This is a genomic window from Curtobacterium sp. TC1 (assembly GCF_019844075.1).
In the GTDB taxonomy this organism is placed as follows: Bacteria; Actinomycetota; Actinomycetes; order Actinomycetales; family Microbacteriaceae; genus Curtobacterium.
Genome location: NZ_CP081964.1, coordinates 882410 through 907456, shown reverse-complemented (window position 1 = coordinate 907456; position 25047 = coordinate 882410). Strand labels below are relative to the sequence as shown.

Sequence of the window (25047 nt, the reverse complement as noted above, 5' to 3'; positions counted from 1 at the left end):
AACCTGTGCATCCACACAACCAACGGACCCTGAGCGCCGGGTGGGTGGGGGCGCGCATTGCCGAGTCTCGGGGTGGGCGACAGTCCTTGGGGCTGACGGCGCGAGGCGAGTCGCTGTGCGCGAGTCTCGCGGGCGGGTCACGTGACCATCCGTCGGACGGGAGGCGCGGTGCGGGCCCGCCCCGCGCCTCCCGTCCATCTCCTGACCACGTCACGGGCGCGGGCCGAGTCTCGGGGTGGGCGACAGTCCTCGGGGGCGCCGGCGCGAGAACTGTCGCTGCGCCCGAGTCTCGGGGGCGCGGCCCCGAGACTCGGACGGGGCCGGGGGGGGTCAGGCGGGCGCGGGGGCCGTGGACTCCGCGGTGCGCAGCGTGCACGGCAGCAGGAAGTGCGGCAGGTCGTCGGACGTGCCGTCGAGCTGCTCGATGAGGGCGTCGGCGGCCCGGATCCCGAGCTCCTGACCGGGGGCGACCATCGTGGACAACCGCGGGTAGTGCTGGTCGGCGTTCGCCTCGGACGACGCGATGCTCAGGACCGAGACGTCCTCGGGGACCCGCCGCCCGGCGGTGTACAGCCCGACCAGCACACCGGCCGTGGAGTCGTCCTTCATCACGAGGACCGCGGTGACGTCGGGGTCGGCCGCGAGCAGGTCGCTCGTGGCCTGCCGTCCGCCGTCACTGCCCGGCCCGGCGGTGACGACCGCTCCGGCCAGCCCGCGCTCAGCGATCAAGCGCCGGAAGGTCGCCTCGACGCGCAGGTGCGGGGCGTAGCCGGCCATCGGGGTGCCTCCGAGGTCCTCGAGCACGAGTCCGAACCGGCGGTGCCCGAGTGCCTCGAGGTGGTCGAGGCTGTCCTCGATGGTCGTCTCGAAGTCGATGTCGACGAAGGGCAGACCGCTGCTGTCGCGGGTCCGGCCGATCAGGGTGAACGGCACGCCGAGGTCGGTGAGGACCGCGACGCGGGGGTCGTCCATCCGCACCTCCATCAGGATGACGCCGTCCACGAGGCCGCCGGAGACGAGGTCGTCGAGGTCGTCGCCGGCGGGGTCCACCGGCCAGAGCACGAGGTGGTACCCCCGCTCGGACGCACGCTCCGCCGCACTCATGAAGAACTGCGAGGTGGTCGGGCTGAAGCGGTTGCCGGTGGTCGGGAACAGCAGCGCGATGATCCGGGTCCGACGGCTCGCGAGCGCTCGGGCGACGACGTTGCCGCGGAACTTCAGCTCGCGCATCGCGGTCTTCACCCGCGCGGTCGTGCCGGGGGTCACGTACTTCGTCCCGTTCACCACGAAGGACACGGTGGCGATCGAGACCCCCGCCCGATCGGCGACCTGCTGCATCGTGGCCATGCCGCCGATCCTAGCGCGCAGGAAGTCAGAAAAGCGCTTTACAGGTGAAGCGCTTATCTGTTAGCTTCTCGCCCCAGGAGCACAGCGACGATGACGTCAGCGGCCTCGTCGATGCGTGCCTGCCCCAGCATCCGTCAAGAGAAGAGCTCTGCAATGAAGCACAAGTTCACTTCCCCGTCGCGCCGGACGCGCGCCCTCGTCGGCGCGGTCGCCGTCGTCGCCACGATCCCCCTGGTCCTCACCGGCTGCTCCGGTTCCGGATCGGCCTCGTCGGGCGGCAGCAAGGCCCTGACGATCGAGGACTACTACGACGCGAACTACAACCCGGTCTACAAGCAGTGCGCGAAGGAGGTCGGCGCGACGGTCACGATCAACCACGTCGCCGGCGCCGGCCTGATCTCGAAGGTGCTGCAGCAGGCATCCTCGAAGACGCTGCCCGACGTCCTCATGCTCGACAACCCCGACGTGCAGCAGATCGCGTCCTCGGGTGCCCTCTCCGACCTCAGCGACTACGGCCTGAGCGCCGAGGGCGACGTCCCCGGCGTCAAGGCGGCGAGCACCTACAAGGGCAAGCTCTACGGCCTGCAGTCGAACACGAACTCCATCGCGCTCTACTACAACAAGAAGCTGCTGGCGGACGCCGGCGTCGAGCCGCCCAAGACGTGGGACGAGCTCAAGGCCGCCGCGAAGAAGCTCACGAGCGGGTCCACCTACGGCTTCGCGATGAGCAACATCAACACGTACGAGGGCACCTGGCAGTTCCTGCCGTTCTTCTGGTCGAACGGCGGCGACGAGAAGGACATCGCCACGCCGGAGGCCGCCCAGGCCCTGCAGCTCGTCGAGGACCTGCAGGACGACGGCTCGATGTCCAAGAGCTCGATCAACTGGGCGCAGGCGGACGTCAACAACCAGTTCCTGGCCGGCAAGGCCGCGATGATGATCAACGGCCCCTGGCAGCTGCCGGCGCTCAACGAGAAGAAGGGCCTCGAGTTCGACAGCGTGCCGATCCCGACGCGCACCGGTGAGGCCACGGTCGCACCGCTCGGCGGCGAGGCGTTCACCGTCCCGCAGACCGGCGACAAGGACAAGATGCAGCTCGCCGGCAAGTTCGTCGGCTGCCTCCACACGCAGAAGATGCAGAAGACCCTGTCCGAGGTGAGCGGCAACGTGCCGACGAACCTCGAGGCCGGCGCCGCCTGGGCGGAGGACCACCCGCAGGTCGCGTCCTTCGTGACCACGGTGCAGACCGCCCGCGCCCGCACCGGTGAGCTCGGACCCGACTGGCCCAAGGCCGCCACGAAGATCTACACCGCCGTCCAGCTCGCCCTCACCGGCAAGGCCAGCCCCGAGGCAGCGCTCAAGCAGGCGCAGTCGCAGGAGCAGTAGTCAGTCGCACGAGCAGTGGGGAGCCGGCCGACCCGGTCGGCTCCCGCCGCGTGAGGAAAGGACCCCGGCGTGAGCGCCTCGACACAGACACGACCACGGACGATCCCGTCCGTGACGACACCCCGACCCGGGCAGCGACGAGCCCGGTTCCGATCCGGCGTGACCCGATGGCTCTTCGTGGTGCCAGCGGCGGTCTTCGTGGCCGTCTTCTTCGGCTACCCGGTGGTGAAGAACGTCGTCATGTCCTTCCAGGACTACACGACGGCGACCTTCTTCACCGGCGAGGCCCCGTGGGTGGGACTCGCCAACTACATCTCGGTGTTCCAGAGCTCGGTCTTCACGACGAGCCTCGTGAACACCGCCCTGTTCACGGCGGGCTCGATCATCCTGCAGTTCGTCATCGGGCTGAGCCTCGCACTGTTCTTCCGCCGGCACTTCCCGCTGTCCGGCTTCCTGCGGGGACTCCTGCTCCTGCCCTGGCTGCTGCCGCTCATCGCCTCGAGCGCGGTGTGGAAGTGGTTGCTCGACCAGGACAGCGGCGCGCTCAACCAGCTCCTCGGTGTGGTGGGCATCGCCCCGGTGCCGTGGCTGGTCAGCCCGAGCCTCGCGCTCATCGCCGTGATCGGCGTCAACGTCTGGCTCGGCATCCCGTTCAACACGACGATCCTCTACAGCGGTCTGCAGTCCGTGCCGCCGGAGCTGTACGAGGCCGGCTCGCTCGACGGTGCCACCGGGTTCAAGGCGTTCTGGTACATCACCTGGCCGAGCATCCGGTCGGTGGTCAGCGTCGTCGTCGTGCTCGGGGTCGTCTACACGTTGAAGGTCGTGGACATCATCCTCGGCCTGACCGGCGGCGGGCCGGCGAACTCGACCCAGACCCTCGCCACGAACGCGTACCACCAGTCGTTCATCAACTTCCAGTTCGGCATCGGAGCCGCGGTCAGCAACGTGCTCATCGTCGTCTCGTTCGTCTTCGCGATGGTCTACATCGCGATCTCCCGGAAGGCGGTCGACGAATGAGCGTCGGACTCGCGAACCAGACCGTCACCGCCACCCGCGCGATCACCACCAAACGGAGCGCCCGGGCACCCCGGCCGCGCGGCTCCGTCAAGGGCATCCCGTTCACGATCCTCGGCTGCGTGTTCCTCGCGATCATGGTGTTCCCCGTCTACTGGATGGTCAACACGAGCCTCCAGGCGACGTCCGGGGCCGCCACGGCGACGTGGTTCCCGTTCTCCCCGACCTTCGCCGGCTACGAGGCGGCGTTCGCGCAGCAGGGGCAGAACTTCCTGTCGAGCATGATCATCGGGCTCGGCACCGTCCTGCTGACGCTGGCCATCGCGACGCCCGCCGCGTACGGGCTCGCACGGTTCCGGATGCGCGGCGGCCGGATGTTCCTGCTCGTGCTGCTCATCACCCAGATGATCCCGGCGATCGTCATCGCGAACGCGCTGTACACACTGTTCAACAACATCGGGCTGCTCAACAGCTACGTCGGGCTGATCCTGGCCGACAGCGCGGTCCAGGTGCCCTTCGCCATCCTGCTGATGCGGGCCTTCATGGAGTCGATCCCGCCGAGCCTGGTCGAAGCGGCCCTGGTCGACGGCGCCAGCGATTTCCGGGCGTTCGTCTCGATCGTGGTCCCGATCAGCCGGAACGCGATCGTCACCGCCGCGCTCTTCACGTTCCTCGGCGCGTGGGGCGACTTCCTCATCGCACTGACCCTGACGTCGACGACCGCGGTGCGACCGATCACGCTCGGCATCTACAACTACATCGGGTCGAACGTCACCGACTGGGGGCCCGTCATGGCGACCTCGGTGCTGGCGTCCCTGCCCGCTGCCGTCCTGCTGATCTTCGCGCAGAAGTACATCTCCGCTGGTGCCCTCGGCGGTGCCGTCAAGTGACGGCACCGGACCGACGCCTCCACGCATCCCAGCCAGAAAGGCACACCATGACCACCACCCCGCTGCGCATCACCGTCTGGGGCGAGAACGTCCACGAACAGGTCGAGCAGCACGTCGCCGAGCGCTACCCCGACGGCATGCACGGCGCGATCGCCGACGGCATCCGCGAGAACCTCCCCGACGCCGTCGTCCGGACCGCCACCATGCAGGAGCCCGAGCACGGCCTGACCGACGAGGTCCTGGCCGCGACGGACGTCCTGACCTGGTGGGGGCACGCCGCGCACCAGGACGTCGACGACGCCGTGGTCGACCGGGTGCACAAGCACGTGCTGTCCGGCATGGGCCTGGTCGTCCTGCACTCCGGCCACTGGTCGAAGATCTTCGGCAAGCTGATGGGCACGACCTGCACCCTGCGGTGGCGGAGCGAGCACGACCAGGAACTCGTCTGGACCGTCAACCCGCAGCACCCGATCACCCGCGGTGTCCCGAACCCGATCGTCATCCCCGAGCAGGAGATGTACGGCGAGTACTTCGACGTGCCGACCCCCGACGAGCTCGTCTTCATCTCGGGCTTCACCGGTGGCGAGGTGTTCCGGAGCGGTATGACGTACCGCCGCGGCCTCGGGAAGATCTTCTACTTCTCCCCCGGCGACCAGGACTTCCCCGTCTACCACCACAAGGACGTCCGCCGCGTGATCGCGAACGCCACCGAGTGGGCACGGCCGGAGCGCGAGCGCGCGATCCCGACGCTCCGCCGCTACGACCTGGGCGAGTACTTCGACGGCCAGCACTACCGCGGCCCGTTCGACGACGCACCAGCGACCGACGCACCCGTCGAGGAGCACGAAGGGGCACAGGCATGACCCTCCGCGTCGTGCAGGTCGGCGCCGGCGGCATGGGCCGCGCCTGGCTCGCCACCGTCGCGGCCGACCCGGACGTCGAGCTGGTCGGCATCGTCGACCTCGACCTCGACGTCGCCCGGGCCGGGGCCGCGCACGCCGGCGACCCGAGCATCCCCGTCGGCACCGAGCTGACCGTGCTCGCCGCGGAGACCGGCGCGCAGGCGGTGCTCGACATCACCGTCCCGGTCGCGCACCACCCCGTCACGCTGCAGGCGCTGCACGCCGGACTCCCCGTGCTCGGCGAGAAGCCGGCAGCGCAGACCGTCGCCGAGGCACTCTCGCTCGCCGCGGCGGCCGAGGCCACCGGCAAGCTGTTCATGGTGTCGCAGTCGCGTCGCTACAACGACCAGCTCGTCGCGTTCCGGCAGCACGTGCGCGGCCTGGGTGCGATCGGCGGGCTGAGCACGCGGTTCGCCAAGGCTCCGCACTTCGGCGGCTTCCGCGAGCAGATGGACGACGTCCTGCTGCTCGACATGGCGATCCACGCGTTCGACTCCGCCCGCTACGTGCTCGAACGGGACCCGGTGTCGGTGTACTGCGAGTCCTGGAACCCGTCGTGGTCCTGGTACCGCGGCGACGCGGCCGCTGCGGCGGTCTTCGCCTTCGAGGACGACGTCCGCTACGTGTACGACGGCTCGTGGTGCGCGCCGGGTGCCGAGACCTCGTGGAACGGCGACTGGCGGGCCTCCGGCGCCGCCGGCACCGCGCTGTGGGACGGCGACCACGACCCGTCCAGCGACCTCGACGGCACCGCTGGCGCACCGTCGCCCGCACCGAGCGTGGGGTACGAGATCGCCGGTGCGCTCAGGTCGTTCGTGCACGCCGTGCGCTCCGGCGAGACCCCGGACGGCGAGGTGCACGGCAACGTCATGAGCCTCGCCATGGTCGAGGCGGCGATCGCCTCGACCCGGACCGGGCAGCGCATCGTCATCGACGAGGTGCTCGAGCGCGCGCACGCCGAGGCACTCGCCGCCGAGCGACACGACGCCGTCCGCGACCGCCTGGCGGCGTGGAGCTCGGTGCGCGAGGCCCTGCGCGCGTCCGTCCCCGCGTCGTAGGGCGCACGGCTCGCCCGCGCGTGTTCCCCCGAGGTTCCGAGATCTCGGCATGTCGGCGTCCGTCAGACTCCCGATCGGAACCTCGGCGGACGTGAGCGGCGCGTCGCGGGACCGCGACCGCTCCCGCCGGGCGCGGTGCGTGCGGTGGACGCGACCGAAGGACGGACGGGAGGCCCGTGGCGACGCCGCCACGGGCCTCCCGTCCGCCTTCCCCCACGACCAGGGCGCGGCCCCGGCGCGCGGTCACCCCGGCCAGGACTCCCACGACCACGACCCGTCCGCGCGCCGGTGGTAGGCGAGCCGGTTGCTCGCCGCGTCCGTCGCCCCGCGCCAGAACACCATCCGCACCGGTGTGAGTGCGAACCCCGCCCACGTGCTCGGCGGCTCGAGGTCCGTGCCGGCCCGTCCGCGGTCGAACGCCGCCCAGGCCTCCCGGCGCCGGGCCGGTGTGTCCGCAGCGGAGGCGTGGTCGTTGACCCACGCGAGGGCCTGCAGGTACGGCGTCCTGGCCGCGTAGGCCGCACGGGCCTCGTGGTCGGAGACGGGCGCCACGTCGCCGACCACGACGAGCTGGCGCGCGGCCTCGGGCCAGTGCAGGGTCACCGCGGCACGGGGCACCGCCGCGAGTTCGGCGGCCTTGCGGCTGCGCGAGTCGGTGTGGAAGTGCAGGCGCTCCCCGTCGAACAGGGAGAGCAGGACCGTCCGGGCGTCGGGGTAGCCGTCGAGCCCGACGGTCGAGAGGGTCATGGTCGGACCCGGGGCGTCGGCCGCGGCGGGGAGCCACGACGCCGCGAGGGTCAACGGGTCCGTCGGCACGGACAAGTCGTCGACGGCGGCCGCCGGGGCGGGCGTGCCCGGGTCGGACACGCCCGCCCCGCGCGGCACGGTCACGAGACCGCAGCGTCGGCGGGGCGGGCCACCGCCGGACGGCTCACCGCCGGGTCGAACCGTGCGATCTCGTGCAGCGACGTCACGGCCTCGGCGACGGAGTGCTCCCAGAGGACGGCACCGTACGACGCCGTCGCCCGGCTGGCATCGCCGACGACCCCGGGCGTCCCGAAGTCGTCGGACAACCACCCGAACGACACCGGGCCGCCGTTGAAGGCGATCTTCTCGAAGCCGGCGATGTGCTCCGGCACCCATCGCTCCGCGAGCGACATGTCGACCAGGTCCGGGCGCAGGTGCAGGATCATCGACGTCTCCGCCGCACCGCCGTGGATCCCCAGCCCGAGCTCGTCCGCGTCCTCGCCGTCCGGACCGGGGACGCGGGCGAGGGTCGGCATGAGGAAGGTCTTCAACCCGTAGCGCTTCCGGATCTCACGCAGGGCGACCTGCAGCAGGGCGACGTTGCCGCCGTGCCCGTTGGCGAACACCAGGGTGCCGGCACCGGTGAGGGCGACCGCGCGGCCGATCTGCACCGCGGTGTCGAACATCGTGTCGCTGTCGAGCCACACCGTGCCGGGCGCCCAGCTGTGCTCGTCGGACTTCGTGAACGACAGCGTCGGGAGCTGCCAGACGTCCAGCCCCTCGGCGGCGGCCTGCTCGACCGCCGCCCCGCCGATGTGCTCGGCGAGCAGGTGGTCGGTCAGGAGCGGCAGGTGCGGGCCGTGGTGCTCGACGGCGCCGGTGGGCTGCACGACGATCGTGTCCGGCCCGAAGCCCGCCGCGACGGCCGGACCCGACAGTTCCGCGAGCCGACGCGAGCGGACCGTGGCGACGCCGGCGCTCACTTGCCGAACCCCGGGACGACGGGCTGCGCGGACGCGGTGGAGCCACCGCTGACCACGAGCGACGGGTCGATGACGTGCCCGGGGTTGAGCAGCCCCGCGGGGTCGGTGCGCTGCTTCAGCGCCACGAGCTCCTCGACGCCGTGGTCGACGTAGTACTGGTGCGGGCTGTGCACCCGGACGCCGAGTTCGCGGAGCACCGGGTAGCCGGCGTAGACGTCCTCGGCGCCGGTGTACGGCGCGGTGAGCATCCCGATCGGTCCGACGTGCGCGGCCTCGATGTGGAGCATGCCACCGGGGTAGACGGCCTCGACCTCGGCGATCCGGTCGATGAGCGCCTCGCCGCCGACCTCGACGTGGAAGTACTCGGTGTCGCTCGTGTTCCGCTTCAGCCACCAGATCGGGTGGTTGTACGACAGCATCGACACCTTCGTGGTCTGCTGCAGCCCCTCGCGGACGTCCAGGACCTCACCGCCGGCGGCTTCGATGCGTGCCCGGGCCTCGTCGAGCACGACGTCGTCGATGATCGCTCGCAGGCTCGCACGGTCGTCGGGGACGGCCAGGTCGGACGGCAGCGTCGCGGCGATCTCGGCGCGGTCGGCGCTCACGAGCCGCGGCACCGGGTCGAGTCCGCGCAGCGTGCGGACGGCGACGAGCGCGTCCTCGAAGGTGGGGAACGCCGCGTAGACGGCTCGCCACTCCTGCAGCGGCTCGAGCCGGACGGTGGCGCGGGCGATGACGCCGGCGGTGCCGTAGGTGTGCACGAACGGCTGCGCCTCGTCGCCCTCGACGTGCAGCAGCTCGTCGGCGCCGGGGAGCGCGACGTCGAGCGCCGTGACGAAGCCCTGCCAGTTCGACCCGTGCGCGATCGACCCGGTGCCGCCGGACCCGCCGGACAGGAAGCCGCCGATGGTCGACTGCGCGGTGGACGGGTACATCCAGAGCTGCTGGCCCGTGGCGGCGGCCGCCTGCTCCAGGGCGACCATGGACGCGCCGGCCTCGGCGGTGATCCAGCCGTCGCCGACCTCGACGACGGCGCGTGCCCGCGAGGTGTCGAGGACCAGGCCGCCGTGCAGCGGGATGCCCTGGCCGTAGTTGCCGGTGCCCTTCCCGCGGGTGGTGACGGGGACGCCGTGCCGGACCGCGGCCTGCAGGGTGGCGGCGATGTCGTCGGCGGTGGCCGGCGACGCGACGAGGTCGGCGAGGCCGAGGGGCAGCTGCTCGCTGAGGATGGGGCTCATGGTGGCCTCGTCGACGGAGGCGCGGGCCCGCGTGCGTTCGTCGGCGCTCACGCCGCGCTCGCCGAGCAGTGCGACGAGCTCGGCGCGCAGCGCCTCGACGGAGGTGGGGGTGACGGTGGTCATGCTCACTCCTGGTGGGTGGGTGGTGCGGGGACGACGGACTGGGCCCACGCCGCGGGTTCCGGTGCGACGCGCCAGCGGCGGACCGGCCGTGCCGGTGGGGAGAGGCGCGGGGCGGCGTGGCACCGCGCCTCCCGTCCGCTTGTTGGCCGGCTCCCGTGCGACGGGAGCCGACCGGTGTCAGGAACCCAGACCGATGGACTTGTCGAGGAACTCGTTCGTGTACAGGTCGGAGGGCTTCAGGCCGCTCTTGACGTCACCGGTGTCGGCGAAGACGGGCGTCGCCTTCGCGATGAAGTCCTCCATGCGCTGCTCGTCCATCGACCCGATGTAGCCGTCGGTGTCCTTCGCGAGGCCGAGCTCCACCATCTGGGCCGCGGCGAACGCGCCGACCTTCGAGTCGTAGGTCCAGCCGTTGTTGTACTGCTGCACGAGCTTCGTGATGAGGTCGTTCGTGGCGCCCGGGGACTTGAGGTAGTCCACGTCGGCCTGCTGCATGACCGGCACGAGCTTCTGCAGGCACGGCTCGAGCTTCTCCAGGTCACCGGTGCGGACCGACATCGCCTCGGGGTAGGGGTTCCACCCCGTGCTCGAGACGAGCGCGTAGTCGACCTTCTTGCCCCAGGCCGCGACCTGGTTCTGGTAGATGTACGGCTCGGCGGTCGCGAAGCCCTGCTGGGCGTCCTTGCCGCCCGCGGACACGAACTTCGACGGGGTGCCGTCGTAGCTGCCGTCGAGGACCTTCTTCGGCAGGATGCCGGACTGCTCGAGGTAGGTCATGTACGCGGCACCGCTGAAGTAGCGGACGACACCGCCGTCCTTCTCGAGGGCCGTGCCGAGGCTCTTGATGCTGTCGACCTCCGGGTACGTCTTCGGGTCCCACATGATCGACATCGGGGACTGGTCGTTCTCGGCGAACACCGCCGTGGTGGGCAGCTTGCCGGAGAACTGCACCTGCTCGTCCGTGGACATGTACCCGAGGGTGATGTCCTTGTCCTGGTACATCTGCGACGCGACCTTCGTGTACCCGATCGCCGGGCCGCCGGCGCGGATCTCGAGCTTGACGCCGGTGCTCTTGCCGTTGGCGTAGAGGTCGCCGGTGACGGTCTTGCCGGAGGAGTCGATCACCGGGTTCGGGCCGAGCATCTGGTACAGGTGGCCGTGCTCGCCCTCGGGGTTCCAGTCGGTCTGGACGACGACGGTCGCGGGGCACGCGTCGGAGAGGTCGACCTTCGGCCCGGAGGCGGTCGACGAGGTCGCGGCGGTCGTCTCGGTGCTGCCGGACGACCCCGCCGCACAGCCGGTGAGGGCGATGGCGGTGGCGGCGAGGGCAGCGGTGGCGACGCCGAAGCGGGAGGTGGTGCGCATGGAGGCTCCGTTCGTGGTGCGGGTCTCGTGGTGCTGTGGTGGGAAGGGGTGGTGTGGTTCGTGGGGGGGGGGCGGGGAGTCAGCTGAAGTCGTGCCAGCGGCCGACGGCCAGCCGGCCGATCAGGCCGAACACGAGGAAGACGGCGACGCCGTAGAGCGAGGCGATCAGGATGGTCGCGTACAGCTCGGGGCCCATCAGGCGCGATGCGGTCACCTGGATGAGGACGCCGAGACCGGGGTTGCCGCGCTGGAAGAACTGGTCGCCGACGATCGCCCCGATGACGCTCAGCCCGGCGGAGGTGCGCAGGCCGACGAAGATCGACGGCAGCGCGGCGGGGAACTGCAACTTGACGAGCTGGGCGAACCGGCCGGCGCGCTGCAGCTGGAACAGCTCACGCTGCGCGCGGTCGGCGGACTGCAGCCCGAACAGCGTGTTCGACACCATCGGGAACAGCGCGATCATCACGGTGACGATCACGCGGCTGACGAACTCGTAGCCGAACAGGGCGCCGATGAGCGGCACGAGGGCGAGGATCGGGACGCACTGCAGCACCACGGCGTACGGGTACAGCGAGTTCTCGAGCCACTTCGCCTGCGCCATCGCCATCGCCCAGACGACGCCGATCACGATCGCGAAGCCGAGGCCGGTGAGCGAGACGACGGTGGTGCGTCCGAGCGCGGACCAGAGGTCGGAGCCGAACGTGGACGGCGACCCGTCCGGCAGGGTCGGCGCGACGATCGCCTTCGCCACGAGGTGCGGGTACGGCACGAGGAAGGCCAGGCCGCGGACGTGGTCGTAGTACGCGGCCGCCGCGTACCAGATGCCGACGAGCACGGCGAGGACGACGACGGGCTGCCACCAGGCGATGCCGCGGCGAGCCCGAGGAGCGGCACGACGGGCGGCGGCCCGGACCGCGCGGGTCTCGGCGGCCTCCTGCAGGGTGACCATCAGCGGTGTCCTTCCCGGAGCGCGTGCGAGACCTCGCCGACCAGTTCGGCGAACTCGGGTGTGAAGCGGATGTCGGGGTCGCGGGGCATCGGGAACGGCACGTCGAACCGGCCGACGATGCTGCCGGGGCGTCCGGACATCACGATCACCTCGGTGGAGAGGTACACGGCCTCGGACACGGAGTGCGTGATGAAGAGCCCGGCGAACTGCTGTTCGACGAACAGCCGGAGGAGCTCGTCGTTGAGGCGTTCGCGGGTGATCTCGTCGAGGGCGCCGAACGGCTCGTCGAACAGGAAGAGCTCCGGGTCGAGGGTGAGCGACCGGGCGAGCGAGACCCGCATCCGCATGCCGCCGGACAGCTGCTTCGGCAGGTTCGTCTCGAAGCCGTTCAGGCCGACGAGTTCGATGGCGTGGGCGGCCTTGGCGGCCCGCTCGGCCTTCGACACGTGTCCGAGCTCGGCGAGCAGTTCGACGTTGCCCTGCACGGTGCGCCAGGGCAGGAGCGTGGCGTCCTGGAAGACGTAGCCGATGCGGTCGGCCGCGACACCGGCCGACCCGTCCGACGCGGTCTCGAGGCCGGAGGCGATGCGGAGCAGCGTGGACTTGCCGCAGCCGGACGGGCCGACGACCGAGACGAACTGGCCACGGTCCACGGTGAGGTCGACGCCCTGCAGGGCGATGGTGCCGTTCGGGAAGGTCATCTCGACGTTGCGGAAGTCGAGCAGCGTGTCCGTCGTGGCGACGGGTGGCGGGGCGGTGGTGGTCACGATCACCTCGGGTTCTCGGTGCGGGCGGGCGGTGGGGTCAGGCGGGGACGGCGGCCGCGGCCGGTGCGGCGACGGTCCGTCGCACCTCGGTGCGGGCGACGAGTCGCCCGCGGGACAGGACGATGCGGTCGGCGGGGGCGTTCGCGACGGCATCGGTGACGCTCGTCGCGGCCACGGCGAGCAGGTCGGCGCGCCGCCCGGGGACGGGACCGGCGACCGGGAGGCCCATCACGCTCCGGGCGGTGTCGCTCACCATCGCGTACGCCTGGTCCGGCGTGACGTGGCCGGCGGAGACGAGCAGCGATGCGGTCTCGAAGGCATCGCTCCGGCCGACCGGGTTGAAGGGGTCGCGGACGTTGTCCGCGCCGGCGGCGACGCGGACGCCGGCGTCGAGGAGCGCGTGGATGGCGGTCAGTCCGCGCGGCGTGGCGACCGGGTGCTGCCAGCCCTGCAGGTACAGGTTCGTGATCGGCAGCGTGATCACCCCGAGGTCGGCTGCGGCCACGTCGGCGATGACCTCGGCGAGTCGCTCCGGCCCCAGGGTGCCGAGCCGGACGCAGTGCCCGGCGGAGTACTGCCGGTCCGGCCGCAGCGAGCGGGACGCCCGGGCGTAGTGGTCGAGGGTCACCGGACCGTCGAGGCTCTCGTCGGCGTGCAGGTCGACCCCGATGCCCCGTCGGCGGGCGATGGCGAGGAGTCGGTCGACGTCGGCGAGGGGGTCCTCGGCGAGGTGCGGTGCGCCGCCGACCAGGTCCACGCCGAGGTCGAGCACCGCCTCGACGTGCTCGTCGGGTGCGAGCGGGCCGGCGAGGGCGACGAGCTCGATGTCCATCAGGCCGGCGAGTTCGTCGCGGACCTGCACGAGGGCACGGGCGCCGCGCAGGGCCTGCTCCGTGGTGGCGGGCCGGTCGGCCGCGCTGTGCCGGCCGCTGAGCACGTCGACGTGGCTCCGGACGGCCGTGGTGCCGGCGGCGAGCAGCGTGAGGGCGGCGGTCCGGGCACGGTCGGCGATGTCCTCGACGGTCATGGTCGTCGCGTGCGCGGTCCACGAGGCGATCGCGGCGCCGAGGTCCCCGAGCGGCGGCCGGATGGCGTCGGCGCTGAGGGCCTTGTCGAGGTGGGCGTGGGGTTCTGCCGGTGCGGTCAGGAGCAGCCGGCCGCCGAGGTCGATCGTCTCCTCCGCCGGGGCCGCGAGGGTGCCGGCCGGTGCCACGGTCAAGACGGTCGCGCCGTCGATCGCGACGTCGACCGAGCGGCCGTCCGGCAGCAGTGCGGAGCGCAGGAGGGCGATCGGGCGGGGCACTGACGAGTCCATCCGGAGCCTCTCGATCGTGTGTGAGAATGTTGATCGCATCAACATCTCCGATGCTAGGGCTGCGGTGTTTCCCTCTCGTTTCGAGGCGGTTGCCGTGTGTGACGCCCGACCCGACGTCACCGGGAGCGGGAACGAGCGTTCCGTCCGACCGGTCGGGATGGCCCAACCGAGGACGAGAGGAGTCCGCGTGAGCACCGGCACCACCACCGAGACCGACCGCGTCGTCGACGATCAGACCCAGCGGATCGGTGAGCACATCCGTGCCCGCCGACGCGCCGCACGACTGACGCTCGTGCAGGTCGCCGAGCTGACCGGTCTGTCGCACCCGTTCCTCAGCCAGGTCGAGCGGGGGCACTCCCGCGCCAGCATGGTGTCCCTGGAGAAGATCGCCACGGCGCTCGGGACGACCCAGGTCGAACTGCTCGCCGCCGGTGCCCCCGAGCGCCCGGGGCAGGACGTCCGCCTGCCCGAGGTGATCCGTGCCGGCGAGGGCGCCCGCGGACCGTTCTCGAGCGGCGAGGCACGGCTGCTCGTGCACGCCGGCCCGCACGCGTTCGAGCCGCTGGAGTGGGTCGGCGACAACACGGACCTCGGCGAGTACTTCGAGCACCACGAGGACGAGTTCCTCACCGTGCTCGCCGGCCGCGTGCACCTCGACCTGCGCGGACGGGAACCGCTCGACCTCGGTCCCGGCGACTCGGCGTACTACCGCGGCGGCACCGGCCACCGGTGGTGCAGCGCGGACGGCACCCGCTTCCACATGATCGTGGTCAAGGAGACCCCGCGCGCCGGAGCGATCGCGTGAACGCCGTGCCGGAGCGTCGGCGGGTGCGCATCGCCGCCCGCCACGAGGTCGCCACGGACGTCGTCGCACTCGACCTCGCCCCGGTCGACGGTCCGGCGTTGCCGGACTGGGAACCCGGAGCGCACGTCGACCTCGAGGTCTCCCCCGGGACCGAACGGCAGTACTCGCTCGTCACGACGACGGTCGACGGACACTGGCGCATCGCCGTGCTCCGCGAGCCAGACGGCCGCGGCGGATCGGTCGCCGTGCACGAGGGCCTGGCGGTCGGCGACGAGGTCGCGGTGGCCGGACCGCGGAACCACTTCGGCCACGACCCGGCACGCCCCGCGGTCTTCGTCGCCGGGGGCATCGGGATCACGCCGATCCGGTCGATGATCGCCGCCGCCGAACGCGCCGGAACCCCGTGGGAGCTCCACTACGCGGGGCGGTCCCGCGACCGCATGGCGTTCGTGCACGAGCTCGTCGCGGCGCACCCCGACCGGGTCGTCGTGGCCGCGGCCGACGAGGGCGTCCGGCTCGACGTCGACGCGCTCCTCGCCGCACCGCGCGACGCGGTCGTGTACTGCTGCGGGCCGCGCGGGCTCATGGACGCGGTCGAGGCCGCTGCCGCGCACTGGCCGGCGGGCAGCGTCCGCGTCGAGCGCTTCGAGCCCGCCGCGGACGTCGACGCCCCCGGCGAGGCCTTCGAGGTCGAGCTCACGGTCACCGGCGTCACCGTGACGGTCCCCGCCGACCGGACCCTGCTCGAGGTCGCGGAGGACGCCGGCGCCTTCGTGCTCTCGTCCTGCCGGGAGGGCACGTGCGGCACCTGCGAGACCCCCGTGCTCGAGGGCGCGGTCGAGCACCGGGACACCGTGCTCAGCCCGGAGGAGCAGGCCGACGACCGCACCATGATGGTCTGCGTGTCCCGCGCCCGGCGCGGCTGCCCGCGACTGGTGCTGGAACTCTGACCGGACGGACTACGGACGCTCCGTGCCGTCGAGTGTGCCGCCGGTGAGCGCGGACAGGCGCTCCAGCCCCGCTTCGGCCACGAGCTGCCGAGCGAGCGGACGCGCCCGTTCGACCGCCTCACGCACGTCCACCCGGGTGACGTCGCCGTCCGCGACGCTCAGCTCCCCGTCCACCCAGACGTCGCGGACCTCGCGACTGCCGGCGACGAAGACCACCGCCTGGTAGGGGTCGTGGACGTTGGCGAGGGTCGGGGAGTCGCCGTCGAGGACGACCAGGTCCGCGCGCTTGCCCGGCTCCAGCGAGCCGATCTCGTCCTCCATGCGCAGGGCACGGGCACCGCCGATCGTGCCCATCTCGAAGGCCTCGCGGGCGCTCATCGCGGTGGCCTGCAGGTCCCGCACCCGGGCGAGCAGCGCGGCCGTCTTCATCGCCTGCAGGAAGTCCTGGGAGTCGTTCGACGCCGGGCCGTCGACGCCGATGCCCACCGGGACCCCCAGCGCACGGAGTTCCGCGATCGGGGCGATGCCGCTGGCGAGGATCCCGTTCGCGACCGGGTTGTGGGCCACGCCGACGCCGTTGGCCGCGTACCGTTCCCGGTCCTCGCGGTCCACCCAGACGCTGTGCGCGGCGATCACCGGGACCTGGAACATGCCCGTCGCCTCGGCGTGCCCGATGGCCGTCCGTCCGGTGCGCTGCCGGGCCGCGGTGACCTCCTCGCGCACCTCGTGGAAGTGCACGTGCACGCCGTGGCCGCCGGCGACCGCGTAGTCGACGTGCTCCTGCCAGGTGTCGTCCGTGTACCGCCCGATCGACGAGACGCCGACCCGGAACGTGCTGTACCGGCTGGCGTCGGCGGCCTCGCGCAGGGCCTCGAACTCCTCCAGGATGGGCGTCGCGCCGAAGTCGCGGTCGACGTCGCCGGAGCCGAACGACACGACCCCGCGCAGCCCGAGTTCCTCGAGTGCCTGCACCACACCGGGCGTCGCCGGTTCGTCCGGCACCGGGTCGGCGCAGAACATGTCGTTCGCCGTCGTCACCCCGCTCCGGAGCAGCTGGATGCCCTGCAGCACCGTGCCCGCGTACGCCTTGTCCCGGGTCATCACCGGGTTGACGCGCCCGATCAACGCCGTGAGCCACTCCCACAGCGTGTACTGCGAACCGATCCCCGTGATGAGCCCCTCGCTGAAGTGGCCGTGGGTGTTCACGAAGCCGGGCGTGACGACGTCGTACGCACCGCCGCGCACCGGTGCGTCCGGGTGGGCCGCGGCGAGGTCGGCGTAGGTGCCGACCGCGGCGATCCGGTCGCCGTCGAGGAGCACGGCTCCGTCGCGGATCGCGGCGGGCGTGGCGGCGCCGTCGGGTGCTGCGGTGAGCACCCAGCCGGCGCGGATCAGGGTCTGCGTCATGGGGCGAACCTACGGTCCGCGTGTTCCCCGGGTGTTTCCGGCCGGTCACGGGCCGGAAACAGGGGACTGCTAGAAACACCACCATGCTGACCGTCACCGGTGCCCTCCGCGTCCTCGTCGACCCTCGGACCGAACGGGAGGGCGGCGTCGTCGTCGACGACGGCAGCGACCTCGCCACCACCCTCGACGCATCCGGGTGCGTCGTCACGGCCGGCCTCGTCAACGCGCACCACCACCTCCTCCAGACCGCGTTCCGCTCCCTGCCCGGGACCCGCGGCGTGCCGATGGCGGCCTGGCTCCCGACCATGGCCGCGGCGTACGGGCGGGTGGGGCACGACCCCGAGCTGTACGCACTGGCGGCGTCCGCCGGAGCCGCGGAGGGCCTCCTGTCCGGCGTCACGACGATCGCCGACCACCACCTGAACTGGCCCGCCGCGGCGACCACGGACGACACCGTCGCGCTCGCCGCGGCCACCGTGGGCGCGGTCCGCGGTCTCGGCGGGCGACTCGTCTTCGTCCGCGGCTCGGCACGGGACGACCCGGACCGCGCGGCGGCCTCGGCGGACGCGATCGCGTCGCGGCTGCTGCACGACGACGCCGTCGGCGGCGTGGACCCGGACGGTGGGCTCCAGGTCGCCGTCGGTCCGGCGGGCGTGCACTCCGACGGCGAGGCGACCTTCCGGGCGCTCGGCGCGGTGGCGGCGCGGCACGGACTCCGCCGGCGGACCCAGGCCAACGAACAGGTCGACACCGCGATCGCGCTCGATCGCTACGGCCGTCGTCCGCTCGACCTGCTCGAGGAGTGGGGGTGGCTCGCACCGGACGTCACGATCGCGCACCTCTGCGACGTCACCGACGACGAGATCGCCCGGCTCGCGGCAGCGGGCGTCACCGCCACGCACGCCCCCGGGTGCGACGTGCCGATGGGGTGGGGCATCGCTCCCGTCGCACGGCTCGCCGCGGCGGGGGTCCCGGTCGGCCTCGGCACGAGCGGCGGCGGCAGCAACGACGCCGGACACCTGCTCGCGGACGCCCGGCTGGCCATGCAGGTGTCGGCACTCGTCGGGCCGCAGCTGCCGGCGCGGCAGGTGCTCGGCGCGGCGACGGAGGGTTCCGCGGCGGGGCTCGGACGCCCGGAGCTCGGGCACCTCGGCGCCGGGAGCGCGGGCGACCTGTGCGTGTGGGACGTCTCCGGAGTGGCGGACGCGGGCGTCGCCGACCCCGTCGCGGGACTGCTCTGGGCCGCTCCCGGGCGGCGGCCCCGACACGTCGTCGTGGGTGGACGCGTGGTGGTCCGCGACGGGGAGCTCGTCGCGGCGGACGAGCGGGAGATCGCGGCGCGACTGGCCGAGCGGTTGGCCCGGACACCCGCCGTCGTCTGACCGGATCGCGCGCCGCCGGCTCAGCTCGTGGACACCGCCCGGCGGTGGATGGGACCGACACCGTCGACGAGCGCACCGCCGCCGGCGCCGGTCCGGACCGCGATCACCTCGGCCATGATCGCGACCGCCATCTCGGCCGGCGTCGTCGCACCGATGTCGAGCCCGATCGGGGACCGCAGCCGGTCGGTGTCCGGTGTCCCGAGCGCGCGCAGCTCCGCCATCCGGCGTGCGTTCGTCGTGCGGGAGCCCATCGCCCCGACGTACCCGGCACCCCGTCGGAGCGCCGAGTCGACCACGGCGGCGTCGAACCGGTCGTCGTGCGAGAGCACCACGACGGCGGTGGTCGCGTCCACCGGCAACGCCTCGACCACACGCGTCGGCCAGCCCACGATGCGTTCGTCGGCGGCCGGGAAGCGCTCGTCGGTCAGGAACACCGGCCGCGGGTCGACGACCGTCACGGCGTAGCCCAGCACCGCAGCCGTGTTCGTCAGGGCCACGGCGAACTCGACCGCGCCCACCACGATGCACCGCGGCCGGACGTCGGCGCGCTCCACGAAGAGCCGGCCGCCGCAGCCGTCGGGGACGTGCACGACCGCGCCGAGCGTCGACGGGTCGAGCGAGAGGCCGAGCGACGTCGGCACCCCGGACGCCGCGCGCCGGAGCGCGTCCACGACGTCGGCGTCCTCGGGACGGACGCGACGGACCAGGACCTCGACGCGACCGCCGCAGCGGAGCGCCGGTGCCCACATCGCGTCGACGTCGTCCGGGTCGTCGTCGAACCCGAAGCGTTCGAGCACCGCCTCGCCCGTCTCGAGGACCTGTTCCGCGGTGTCGAACAACGCCCCCTCGACGCACCCGCCGGAGATGGTGCCGACGACCTGACCGCCGGGCAGGACGGCCATCGACGAGCCGACGCCGGTCGGCGCGCTGCCCGTCATCGCGACGGCCGTCGCGACGACCACGGGGTCCCCCGCGTCGAGGGCGGCCAGGAGGCGCGGTGCCAGTTCGAACATCACGCACCCCCGGCATCGGTCGCGTCCTGGAGCATCGCCCAGACCCGGTCGCGCGTCATCGGCAAGCGGTGGGGGCGCACGCCGACGGCGTCGCGCACCGCGTTCGCGACGGCTGGCGCGACCGGGTTGTACGGCGCCTCGCTCATCGACTTCGCGCCGAGGGGGCCGAGCGGGTCGTGCGTGTCGGCGAAGCGCACCTCGGTGCGGGGCACGTCGGAGATCTTCGGCACCCGGTACGCCCGGAACGCGTCGGTCGTCACCCGACCGGTCTCGTCCAGCACGACCTCCTCGTACAGCGCCGAGCCGATCGCCTGCGCGGCGCCGCCCTCCACCTGGCCGCGGAGCTGTTCCGGGTTCAGGACGGTGCCGGCGTCCACCGCCTGCACGCTGTGCAGCACGCGGACCTCGCCCGTCGGCCGGTGCACCGCCACCCGGGCGCCGTGCACGGTGAACGCGAGCGACCGTGGCGTGCCGTCGTGGCTGCCGTGCGCGACGAGCGGGCCGTCGGCGAGCAGCTCGGCGTGCCCGACGAGCTCCTCCCCGATGCGGACGCCGTCCGGCCCGATCGAGACCGCCGGCCCGAGCGGACCCGACGCGGTCCGGGGTGTCCGGGCGGCGACGATCCCGAGGGCACGCCCGGTCATGTCCTCCCGCAGTGCCTGTGCCGCGGCGTACAGCGCCTTGCCGGCGACCACGACCCCGGCGGACCCGAACGCCCCGGTGTCGTGCCGGGCAGCGTCGGTGTCCGACTGGTGCACGTCGACCCGGTCCGTGGTGGTGCCGAGGGCGGTGGCGACGAGCTGCGTGTGCACCGTCGTCGTCCCGTTGCCGAACTCGGCCGTGCCGACGCCGATGCGGTACCGGCCCTCCGCCGTGGCCTCGACCGACACGTGCGCGTGGTGCCCGCGCGGCGGCATCGTCGCGATCGCCGCGAGGGCGACCCCGGTGCCGAACGCCCAGTCACCGGAGTCGTCCAGCGGCGGCCCGTCCATGCACGGGACCTCGGGTACCGGCGCGCGGAGGGCGTCCTCCACCAGGTCGATGCACTGGTCGAGTCCGTAGCTGCCCTCCCAGCGCAGGTCGTCCTGCTCGTCCGGGTCCGTGACCACGAGGGGGTCTCCGGGGACCACGACGTTCCGCCGCCGCAGGTCGAGCGGGTCGATGCCGAGCTCCCGGGCGAGCTCGTCCATGGCGGACTCGATCGCGAACACGACCTGGCCGAGCCCGTACCCGCGGAACGCCCCGGACGGCAGGTTGTTCGTGTACACGGACTCCGCGTCCACGCGCTTCGACGGGCACCGGTAGACGGCGACGGACTCGCTGACGGAGTGGAACATGACCCCGATCCCGTGGTTGCCGTACGCGCCGGTGTCCATGGTCTGGTCGACGTGCAGTGCCGTCAGGTGTCCCGCGGCGTCGGCACCGAGCCGGACCCGCACGCGCATCGGGTGCCGGGTCGGGGCGATCGTGAACTCGTCACGCCGGCTGAACTCGTACTGCACCGCGCGACCGGTCCGCAGCACCGCGAGGGTGACCAGGTCCTCGGTCAGCAACTCCTGCTTCCCGCCGAACCCACCGCCGACGCGCTTCGCGACGACACGGACTCGGCTCGGGTCGAGGCCGAACACGTGCGCGATCTCGTCCCGCACCAGGAACGGGACCTGCGTCGCGGTCCGGAGCACGAGCCGCCCGTCCCGGTCGACGGACCCGCGGGTCGCGTGGGTCTCGAGCGCGGCGTGCGAGACGCGGCCCGTCGTCCAGGTGCCCTCGACGGTGGCCGCGGCCGTCGCCAGGGCTCCGTCGACGTCGCCCGTCTCGCCGTGCAGGGCGGCGACCACGTTGCGGCCCGGCTCGGCGATCCGGTGCTCCTGGGTCGTCTTGTCGGCGTGCAGGAGCGGAGCGCCGGCGGCACGGGCCGCGTCCGGGTCGTGCACGCTCGGCAGCACCTCGTAGCGCACCCCCACGAGGGCGCAGGCCTGCTCGGCGATCCGGACGCTGTCCGCGACGACGGCGGCCACGCGCTGCCCACGGAACCGGAGCACGCGGTCGAGCACCCGGGTGTCGTCCGGGTCGTCCAGGCGGGACTCGTGCCGACCCGTGGAGAACAGCACGCCGGGGTCGTCGTGGTGCGTGAGGACGGCGTGCACGCCCGGCAGGGCTTCGGCCTCCGCCGTGTCGATCGACACGATGCGGGCGTGCGGGTGCGGGCTGCCGAGGACCGCGAGGTGCAGCAGCCCCTCCGTCCGCCGCACGTCGAGCGTGTACTCCTCGCGTCCGGTCACGATCGCCATCGCCGCCGGGGCGGCGACCGACGTGCCGATCGCCTGACCGGCCGCCGCGCAGGCCGTGTTCGCGACCCCGTCCAGGGCGTCCTCGATCGCCCGGTACCCGGTGCACCGGCAGAGGTTGCCCTTCAGCGCACGGTGCCGGTCGGCCAGGGCGTCCTCGTCGAGCGTGGACGCCGTGACGACGTACCCGGCGGTGCAGAAGCCGCACTGGAAGCCCGGGGCCTCGGCGAACGCACGCTGCACGGGGTGCGGGTCCTCCGGCGTGCCGAGCCCCGCCGCCGTGGTGACGGCACGACCCGCCATCCGGTGCGCCGGCGTGATGCAGGAGTGGACCGGCACACCGTCGACGAGCACCGAGCACGCACCGCAGTCGCCCGCGTCGCAGCCCTTCTTCACGGACGTCACCCCGTGCTCGCGGAGCAGGGTGCGGAGGACCTGACCGGGCTGCGGTTCGGCGTCCACCGTCGCGCCGTCGACCTCGAACCTCATGCCGCACCGCCCGTCGTCCCGAGCGCCTCGGCGACGAGCTCCGCCGCGAACCGCCGGCTCACCGCGCGCCGCCAGTCCGGGGAACCGTGCGGATCGTCGTACCAGGCGTCGTGGGCCGCCAGCCGTGCGTCGACCTCCGCGGCGGTCGGGACCCCGGCGTGACGGAGCACGAGCGGCCGCGGGGTCGCCCCGGTCACGACGAGGACGAAGCCCGATGCCGACCACCGCGCCGTGACGAGTGCACCGGTCCGGCCGTGCGGGCTGAGGGACACCCGGCGGAACCCGGTGCGTGCCACGAGGGCCGCTCGTGGCACGTCGAACGCCCGGATGACCTCGCCCGGCGCGAGGTCGGTCGTCCGCGGCCCGGTGACCAGGTCCGCCACCGGGACCCGGCGCTCCCCACCGTCCGGGGTCCAGACCTCCGCGATCGCGTCGAGCGTCACGAGCAGCGCGGTGATCGCCCCCGCCGGCAGGGCGACCGCGACGTTGCCGCCGACCGTCGCCTGGTTCCACACCTTGAACGACGCCAGCAACGCGTTGGCGCACCGGTCGACGAGCGGCCAGGCACGCCAGTCGTCCTCGTGCGCCACACGCAGCAACGACGCGATCGTGCACGTCGCGGCGATCCGGAGCCCTCCGGCGCTGCGCTCGGTGTCGCGCCACCCCAGTGCGGTGAGGTCGACGAGCCCGGTCAGACCCGGCTGCTCCTCCGAGTACAGCCAGGTGCCACCGGCGAGGGGATGCTCACCGGGACCGAAGGAGAGGTCGTCGCGGTGCGACGGTGTCCGCACGGTGCGGACGGAGACGAGGTCCATTGCAGGGTCCGATCGGGATGGGGGAACGGGTGTCGGTGGCGCCGTCGGACCGTCGTCCGTGCGCGATCATCCCGCGGTTCCACGCCGAGGACCGCCGGGGTGCGGATGTGTGCGCCACGGGTCCCTCCTCGATCGGGTGCGTCGTGGCGGCAACGCTATGGAACGGGTGTTTCCGTGTGGTTACGGGCGTTCGACGGCTGCGTCACGACCGGGCCGTGGCCGCTGGCGGAGGTCGTGACGTGTTCGACCCACCGCCGAAACACACGGGTGTCATCGTCGCCTCCATGGAGATCACCGACGTCCAGCCAGTCCCCACCACCACGACCGTCCACCTCGGTGCGAACCAGTACGGCAAGGCCGAGGTCCGGCTCGTCCGGGTGACGCGCGACACCGACCGGCACGAGATCGAGGACCTGACCGTCACGACGCAGTTGCGCGGCGCGGCGCTCGCCGACTCGTACACCGAGGGCGACAACGCGAAGGTCGTCGCGACGGACACGCAGAAGAACACGGTCTACGCCTTCGCGAAGGAGCACGGGGTGGGGACGCCGGAGGAGTTCCTGCTGCGACTCGGCCGGCACTTCAGCACCGCCTTCGACTGGTACGACGGCTCCACCCTGTCCGCCGAGCAGCACACGTGGGAGCGGATCGTCGTCGACGGCCGGGAGCACGACCACTCGTTCGTCCGGGCCGGCCGCGGAACCCGCACGGCCGTGGTGCAGGTCGACGGCGACGACGTGCACGTGCTCGCCGGGGTCACCGACCTGACGGTCCTGAAGTCGACGGGCAGCGAGTTCCACGGGTTCCCGCGTGACGGGTACACGACGCTCGCGGAGACCGACGACCGGATCCTCGCGACCTCGGTGACGGCCCGCTGGCGGTACACGCCCGAGGCGGTGGCGGCGGGCATCGACTACGACGCCGTGTACGCCGGCGTCCTCGACCGCATGCTCGCGACGTTCGCCGAGCTGCACTCCCTGGCGCTCCAGCAGACGCTGTTCGCGATGGGCCGCTCGGCGATCGAGGCGTTCCCGGAGATCGCCGAGGTGCGGTTCTCGATGCCGAACAAGCACCACTTCCTGGTCGACCTCGCACCGTTCGGCCTGGACAACCCCGGCGAGGTGTTCTTCGCCGCCGACCGACCCTACGGCCTCATCTCCGGCACCGTCGTGCGCGACGGCGTCGCCGAGGCCCCTGCCGCGTGGACGTCGGTGCCGGCGTTCGTGTGACCGACGTGGTGGGCGTGCTGCTCGCCGCCGGTGCGGGGACGCGGATGGGGCGGCCGAAGGCGCTGGTCGCCGAGCCGGACGGCACCCCGTGGCTGCACCTCGGCGTCGACGCGCTCCTCCTCGGCGGCTGCGACCGCGTCGTCGTCGTCCTCGGTGCCGCCGCCGACCGGGCGCGGTCCCTCGTGCCCGCCGTGGACGGGGTCACCGTCGTCGTCGCGGACGACTGGGCAGCGGGGCCGGGCGCGTCGCTCGCCGTCGGGCTCGCGGCCGTCACCGGTCCGGCGACGGCCTGCGTCTCCCTGGTCGACCTGCCGGGGCTGCCCGCGACGGCCGTCCTGCGGGTGATCGGCGACGGTGACCACCCGACGGCGCTCCGCCGCGCGGTCCACCACGGCGTACCGGGACACCCGGTGGTCGTCGGCTCGGAGCACCGCGCCGCGCTGGTCGCCGCGCTGTCCCGCGACCCCGCGCACGGCGCCGGGCCGTGGCTCGCGTCGTCGGGCGCGGAGTCCGTCGAGTGCGGCGACCTGTGGGACGGTCACGACCAGGACCACCCGGTCGTCCCGCACTGAACCCACGGCG

The 25047-nt window shown here is 72.7% G+C and carries 22 protein-coding genes; 10 read left to right on the top strand and 12 right to left on the bottom strand.

Going from position 1 to position 25047, the window contains the following annotated elements:
- Positions 1-330: 330 nt before the first annotated feature.
- The gene (locus KZI27_RS05455) at positions 331-1347 is read right to left on the bottom strand and encodes a LacI family DNA-binding transcriptional regulator (protein WP_222659744.1); all 1017 of its coding nucleotides are present in this window, start codon (positions 1345-1347) and stop codon (positions 331-333) included.
- A 153-nt stretch (positions 1348-1500) separates the two neighbouring features.
- On the opposite strand from KZI27_RS05455, the gene KZI27_RS05450 reads away from it, so the two are divergent.
- From KZI27_RS05450 to KZI27_RS05430, 5 genes are all read left to right on the top strand, one after another.
- A complete protein-coding gene (locus tag KZI27_RS05450; protein ID WP_222659742.1) occupies positions 1501-2733 on the top strand; it encodes an ABC transporter substrate-binding protein in 1233 nt (410 codons plus the stop codon).
- Between the two features lie 159 nt (positions 2734-2892).
- Entirely contained in the window at positions 2893-3753 is an 861-nt protein-coding gene (locus KZI27_RS05445; RefSeq protein ID WP_222659740.1) for a carbohydrate ABC transporter permease, read from the top strand.
- The gene (locus tag KZI27_RS05440) at positions 3750-4640 is read left to right on the top strand and encodes a carbohydrate ABC transporter permease (RefSeq protein ID WP_222659739.1); all 891 of its coding nucleotides are present in this window, start codon (positions 3750-3752) and stop codon (positions 4638-4640) included. The genes KZI27_RS05445 and KZI27_RS05440 overlap by 4 nt, the downstream gene beginning before the upstream one ends.
- Positions 4641-4687: 47 nt before the next feature.
- Positions 4688-5503: a ThuA domain-containing protein gene (locus KZI27_RS05435; protein WP_222659737.1), complete on the top strand. Its 816-nt coding sequence runs from the start codon at positions 4688-4690 to the stop codon at positions 5501-5503.
- The gene (locus KZI27_RS05430) at positions 5500-6600 is read left to right on the top strand and encodes a Gfo/Idh/MocA family protein (RefSeq protein WP_222659735.1); all 1101 of its coding nucleotides are present in this window, start codon (positions 5500-5502) and stop codon (positions 6598-6600) included. The genes KZI27_RS05435 and KZI27_RS05430 overlap by 4 nt, the downstream gene beginning before the upstream one ends.
- 243 nt (positions 6601-6843) lie before the next feature.
- Here KZI27_RS05430 and KZI27_RS05425 read toward each other — a convergent pair whose 3' ends face one another.
- The 7 genes from KZI27_RS05425 to KZI27_RS05395 form a co-directional block, all read right to left on the bottom strand.
- Entirely contained in the window at positions 6844-7491 is a 648-nt protein-coding gene (locus KZI27_RS05425; RefSeq protein WP_222659733.1) for a pyridoxal 5'-phosphate synthase, read from the bottom strand.
- Complete coding sequence (locus KZI27_RS05420) at positions 7488-8330, bottom strand: creatininase family protein (protein ID WP_222659731.1); 843 nt, start codon at positions 8328-8330, stop codon at positions 7488-7490. The genes KZI27_RS05425 and KZI27_RS05420 overlap by 4 nt, the downstream gene beginning before the upstream one ends.
- Positions 8327-9691 carry an FAD-binding oxidoreductase gene (locus tag KZI27_RS05415; RefSeq protein WP_222659729.1) on the bottom strand — a complete coding sequence of 455 codons (1365 nt, stop codon included), beginning with the start codon at positions 9689-9691 and terminating at the stop codon, positions 8327-8329. The genes KZI27_RS05420 and KZI27_RS05415 overlap by 4 nt, the downstream gene beginning before the upstream one ends.
- A gap of 177 nt (positions 9692-9868) precedes the next feature.
- Positions 9869-11056, bottom strand: coding sequence for an ABC transporter substrate-binding protein (locus tag KZI27_RS05410; RefSeq protein WP_222659727.1), 1188 nt, complete (start codon positions 11054-11056; stop codon positions 9869-9871).
- A gap of 79 nt (positions 11057-11135) precedes the next feature.
- On the bottom strand, positions 11136-12005 hold the full coding sequence (locus KZI27_RS05405; RefSeq protein ID WP_111084891.1) for an ABC transporter permease: 870 nt from the start codon (positions 12003-12005) through the stop codon (positions 11136-11138).
- Complete coding sequence (locus tag KZI27_RS05400) at positions 12005-12772, bottom strand: ABC transporter ATP-binding protein (RefSeq protein WP_258027696.1); 768 nt, start codon at positions 12770-12772, stop codon at positions 12005-12007. Before KZI27_RS05400 ends, KZI27_RS05405 begins: the two co-directional genes overlap by 1 nt.
- A 37-nt stretch (positions 12773-12809) precedes the next feature.
- Positions 12810-14087 (bottom strand): amidohydrolase family protein, encoded by a 1278-nt coding sequence (locus tag KZI27_RS05395; RefSeq protein WP_222659725.1) that lies wholly within the window; start codon positions 14085-14087, stop codon positions 12810-12812.
- 187 nt (positions 14088-14274) lie between these two features.
- Here KZI27_RS05395 and KZI27_RS05390 point away from each other — a divergent pair, with 187 nt between their 5' ends.
- Both KZI27_RS05390 and KZI27_RS05385 read left to right on the top strand, forming a co-directional pair.
- Positions 14275-14892 carry a helix-turn-helix domain-containing protein gene (locus KZI27_RS05390; RefSeq protein WP_261784108.1) on the top strand — a complete coding sequence of 206 codons (618 nt, stop codon included), beginning with the start codon at positions 14275-14277 and terminating at the stop codon, positions 14890-14892.
- Positions 14889-15842, top strand: a complete 954-nt coding sequence (locus KZI27_RS05385) for a PDR/VanB family oxidoreductase (RefSeq protein ID WP_222659723.1) — start codon at positions 14889-14891, stop codon at positions 15840-15842. Before KZI27_RS05390 ends, KZI27_RS05385 begins: the two co-directional genes overlap by 4 nt.
- Before the next feature lie 9 nt (positions 15843-15851).
- On the opposite strand, the gene KZI27_RS05380 is transcribed toward KZI27_RS05385, so the two are convergent.
- Complete coding sequence (locus tag KZI27_RS05380; RefSeq protein ID WP_222659721.1) at positions 15852-17249, bottom strand: amidohydrolase family protein; 1398 nt, start codon at positions 17247-17249, stop codon at positions 15852-15854.
- Positions 17250-17332: 83 nt separating this feature from the next.
- On the opposite strand from KZI27_RS05380, the gene KZI27_RS05375 reads away from it, so the two are divergent.
- Positions 17333-18631: an amidohydrolase family protein gene (locus KZI27_RS05375; protein ID WP_222659719.1), complete on the top strand. Its 1299-nt coding sequence runs from the start codon at positions 17333-17335 to the stop codon at positions 18629-18631.
- Between the two features lie 20 nt (positions 18632-18651).
- Here the strand turns inward: KZI27_RS05375 and KZI27_RS05370 are convergent, their stop codons facing one another.
- The 3 genes from KZI27_RS05370 to KZI27_RS05360 are packed head-to-tail and all read right to left on the bottom strand — an operon-like array spanning position 18652 to position 23236.
- A complete protein-coding gene (locus KZI27_RS05370; RefSeq protein ID WP_222659717.1) occupies positions 18652-19644 on the bottom strand; it encodes an XdhC family protein in 993 nt (330 codons plus the stop codon).
- Positions 19644-22421 carry a molybdopterin-dependent oxidoreductase gene (locus KZI27_RS05365; RefSeq protein ID WP_222659715.1) on the bottom strand — a complete coding sequence of 926 codons (2778 nt, stop codon included), beginning with the start codon at positions 22419-22421 and terminating at the stop codon, positions 19644-19646. The genes KZI27_RS05370 and KZI27_RS05365 overlap by 1 nt, the downstream gene beginning before the upstream one ends.
- Positions 22418-23236, bottom strand: coding sequence for an FAD binding domain-containing protein (locus tag KZI27_RS05360; protein WP_222659713.1), 819 nt, complete (start codon positions 23234-23236; stop codon positions 22418-22420). The genes KZI27_RS05365 and KZI27_RS05360 overlap by 4 nt, the downstream gene beginning before the upstream one ends.
- Before the next feature lie 284 nt (positions 23237-23520).
- Here KZI27_RS05360 and pucL point away from each other — a divergent pair, with 284 nt between their 5' ends.
- Both pucL and KZI27_RS05350 read left to right on the top strand, forming a co-directional pair.
- On the top strand, positions 23521-24465 hold the full coding sequence (gene pucL, locus KZI27_RS05355) for a factor-independent urate hydroxylase (protein ID WP_222659712.1): 945 nt from the start codon (positions 23521-23523) through the stop codon (positions 24463-24465).
- A complete protein-coding gene (locus KZI27_RS05350) occupies positions 24462-25037 on the top strand; it encodes an NTP transferase domain-containing protein (protein WP_261784107.1) in 576 nt (191 codons plus the stop codon). Before pucL ends, KZI27_RS05350 begins: the two co-directional genes overlap by 4 nt.
- Positions 25038-25047 lie beyond the last annotated feature (10 nt).

Coding starts and splice junctions, on each gene's coding strand:
- KZI27_RS05380 (WP_222659721.1), bottom strand. CDS start 17,249: ATGACGCAGACCCTGATCCGCGCCGGCTGGGTGCTCACCGCAGCACCC.
- pucL (WP_222659712.1), top strand. CDS start 23,521: ATGGAGATCACCGACGTCCAGCCAGTCCCCACCACCACGACCGTCCAC.
- KZI27_RS05415 (WP_222659729.1), bottom strand. CDS start 9,691: ATGACCACCGTCACCCCCACCTCCGTCGAGGCGCTGCGCGCCGAGCTC.
- KZI27_RS05455 (WP_222659744.1), bottom strand. CDS start 1,347: ATGGCCACGATGCAGCAGGTCGCCGATCGGGCGGGGGTCTCGATCGCC.
- KZI27_RS05395 (WP_222659725.1), bottom strand. CDS start 14,087: ATGGACTCGTCAGTGCCCCGCCCGATCGCCCTCCTGCGCTCCGCACTG.
- KZI27_RS05450 (WP_222659742.1), top strand. CDS start 1,501: ATGAAGCACAAGTTCACTTCCCCGTCGCGCCGGACGCGCGCCCTCGTC.
- KZI27_RS05365 (WP_222659715.1), bottom strand. CDS start 22,421: ATGAGGTTCGAGGTCGACGGCGCGACGGTGGACGCCGAACCGCAGCCC.
- KZI27_RS05430 (WP_222659735.1), top strand. CDS start 5,500: ATGACCCTCCGCGTCGTGCAGGTCGGCGCCGGCGGCATGGGCCGCGCC.
- KZI27_RS05440 (WP_222659739.1), top strand. CDS start 3,750: ATGAGCGTCGGACTCGCGAACCAGACCGTCACCGCCACCCGCGCGATC.
- KZI27_RS05375 (WP_222659719.1), top strand. CDS start 17,333: ATGCTGACCGTCACCGGTGCCCTCCGCGTCCTCGTCGACCCTCGGACC.
- KZI27_RS05435 (WP_222659737.1), top strand. CDS start 4,688: ATGACCACCACCCCGCTGCGCATCACCGTCTGGGGCGAGAACGTCCAC.
- KZI27_RS05360 (WP_222659713.1), bottom strand. CDS start 23,236: ATGGACCTCGTCTCCGTCCGCACCGTGCGGACACCGTCGCACCGCGAC.
- KZI27_RS05410 (WP_222659727.1), bottom strand. CDS start 11,056: ATGCGCACCACCTCCCGCTTCGGCGTCGCCACCGCTGCCCTCGCCGCC.
- KZI27_RS05405 (WP_111084891.1), bottom strand. CDS start 12,005: ATGGTCACCCTGCAGGAGGCCGCCGAGACCCGCGCGGTCCGGGCCGCC.
- KZI27_RS05370 (WP_222659717.1), bottom strand. CDS start 19,644: ATGTTCGAACTGGCACCGCGCCTCCTGGCCGCCCTCGACGCGGGGGAC.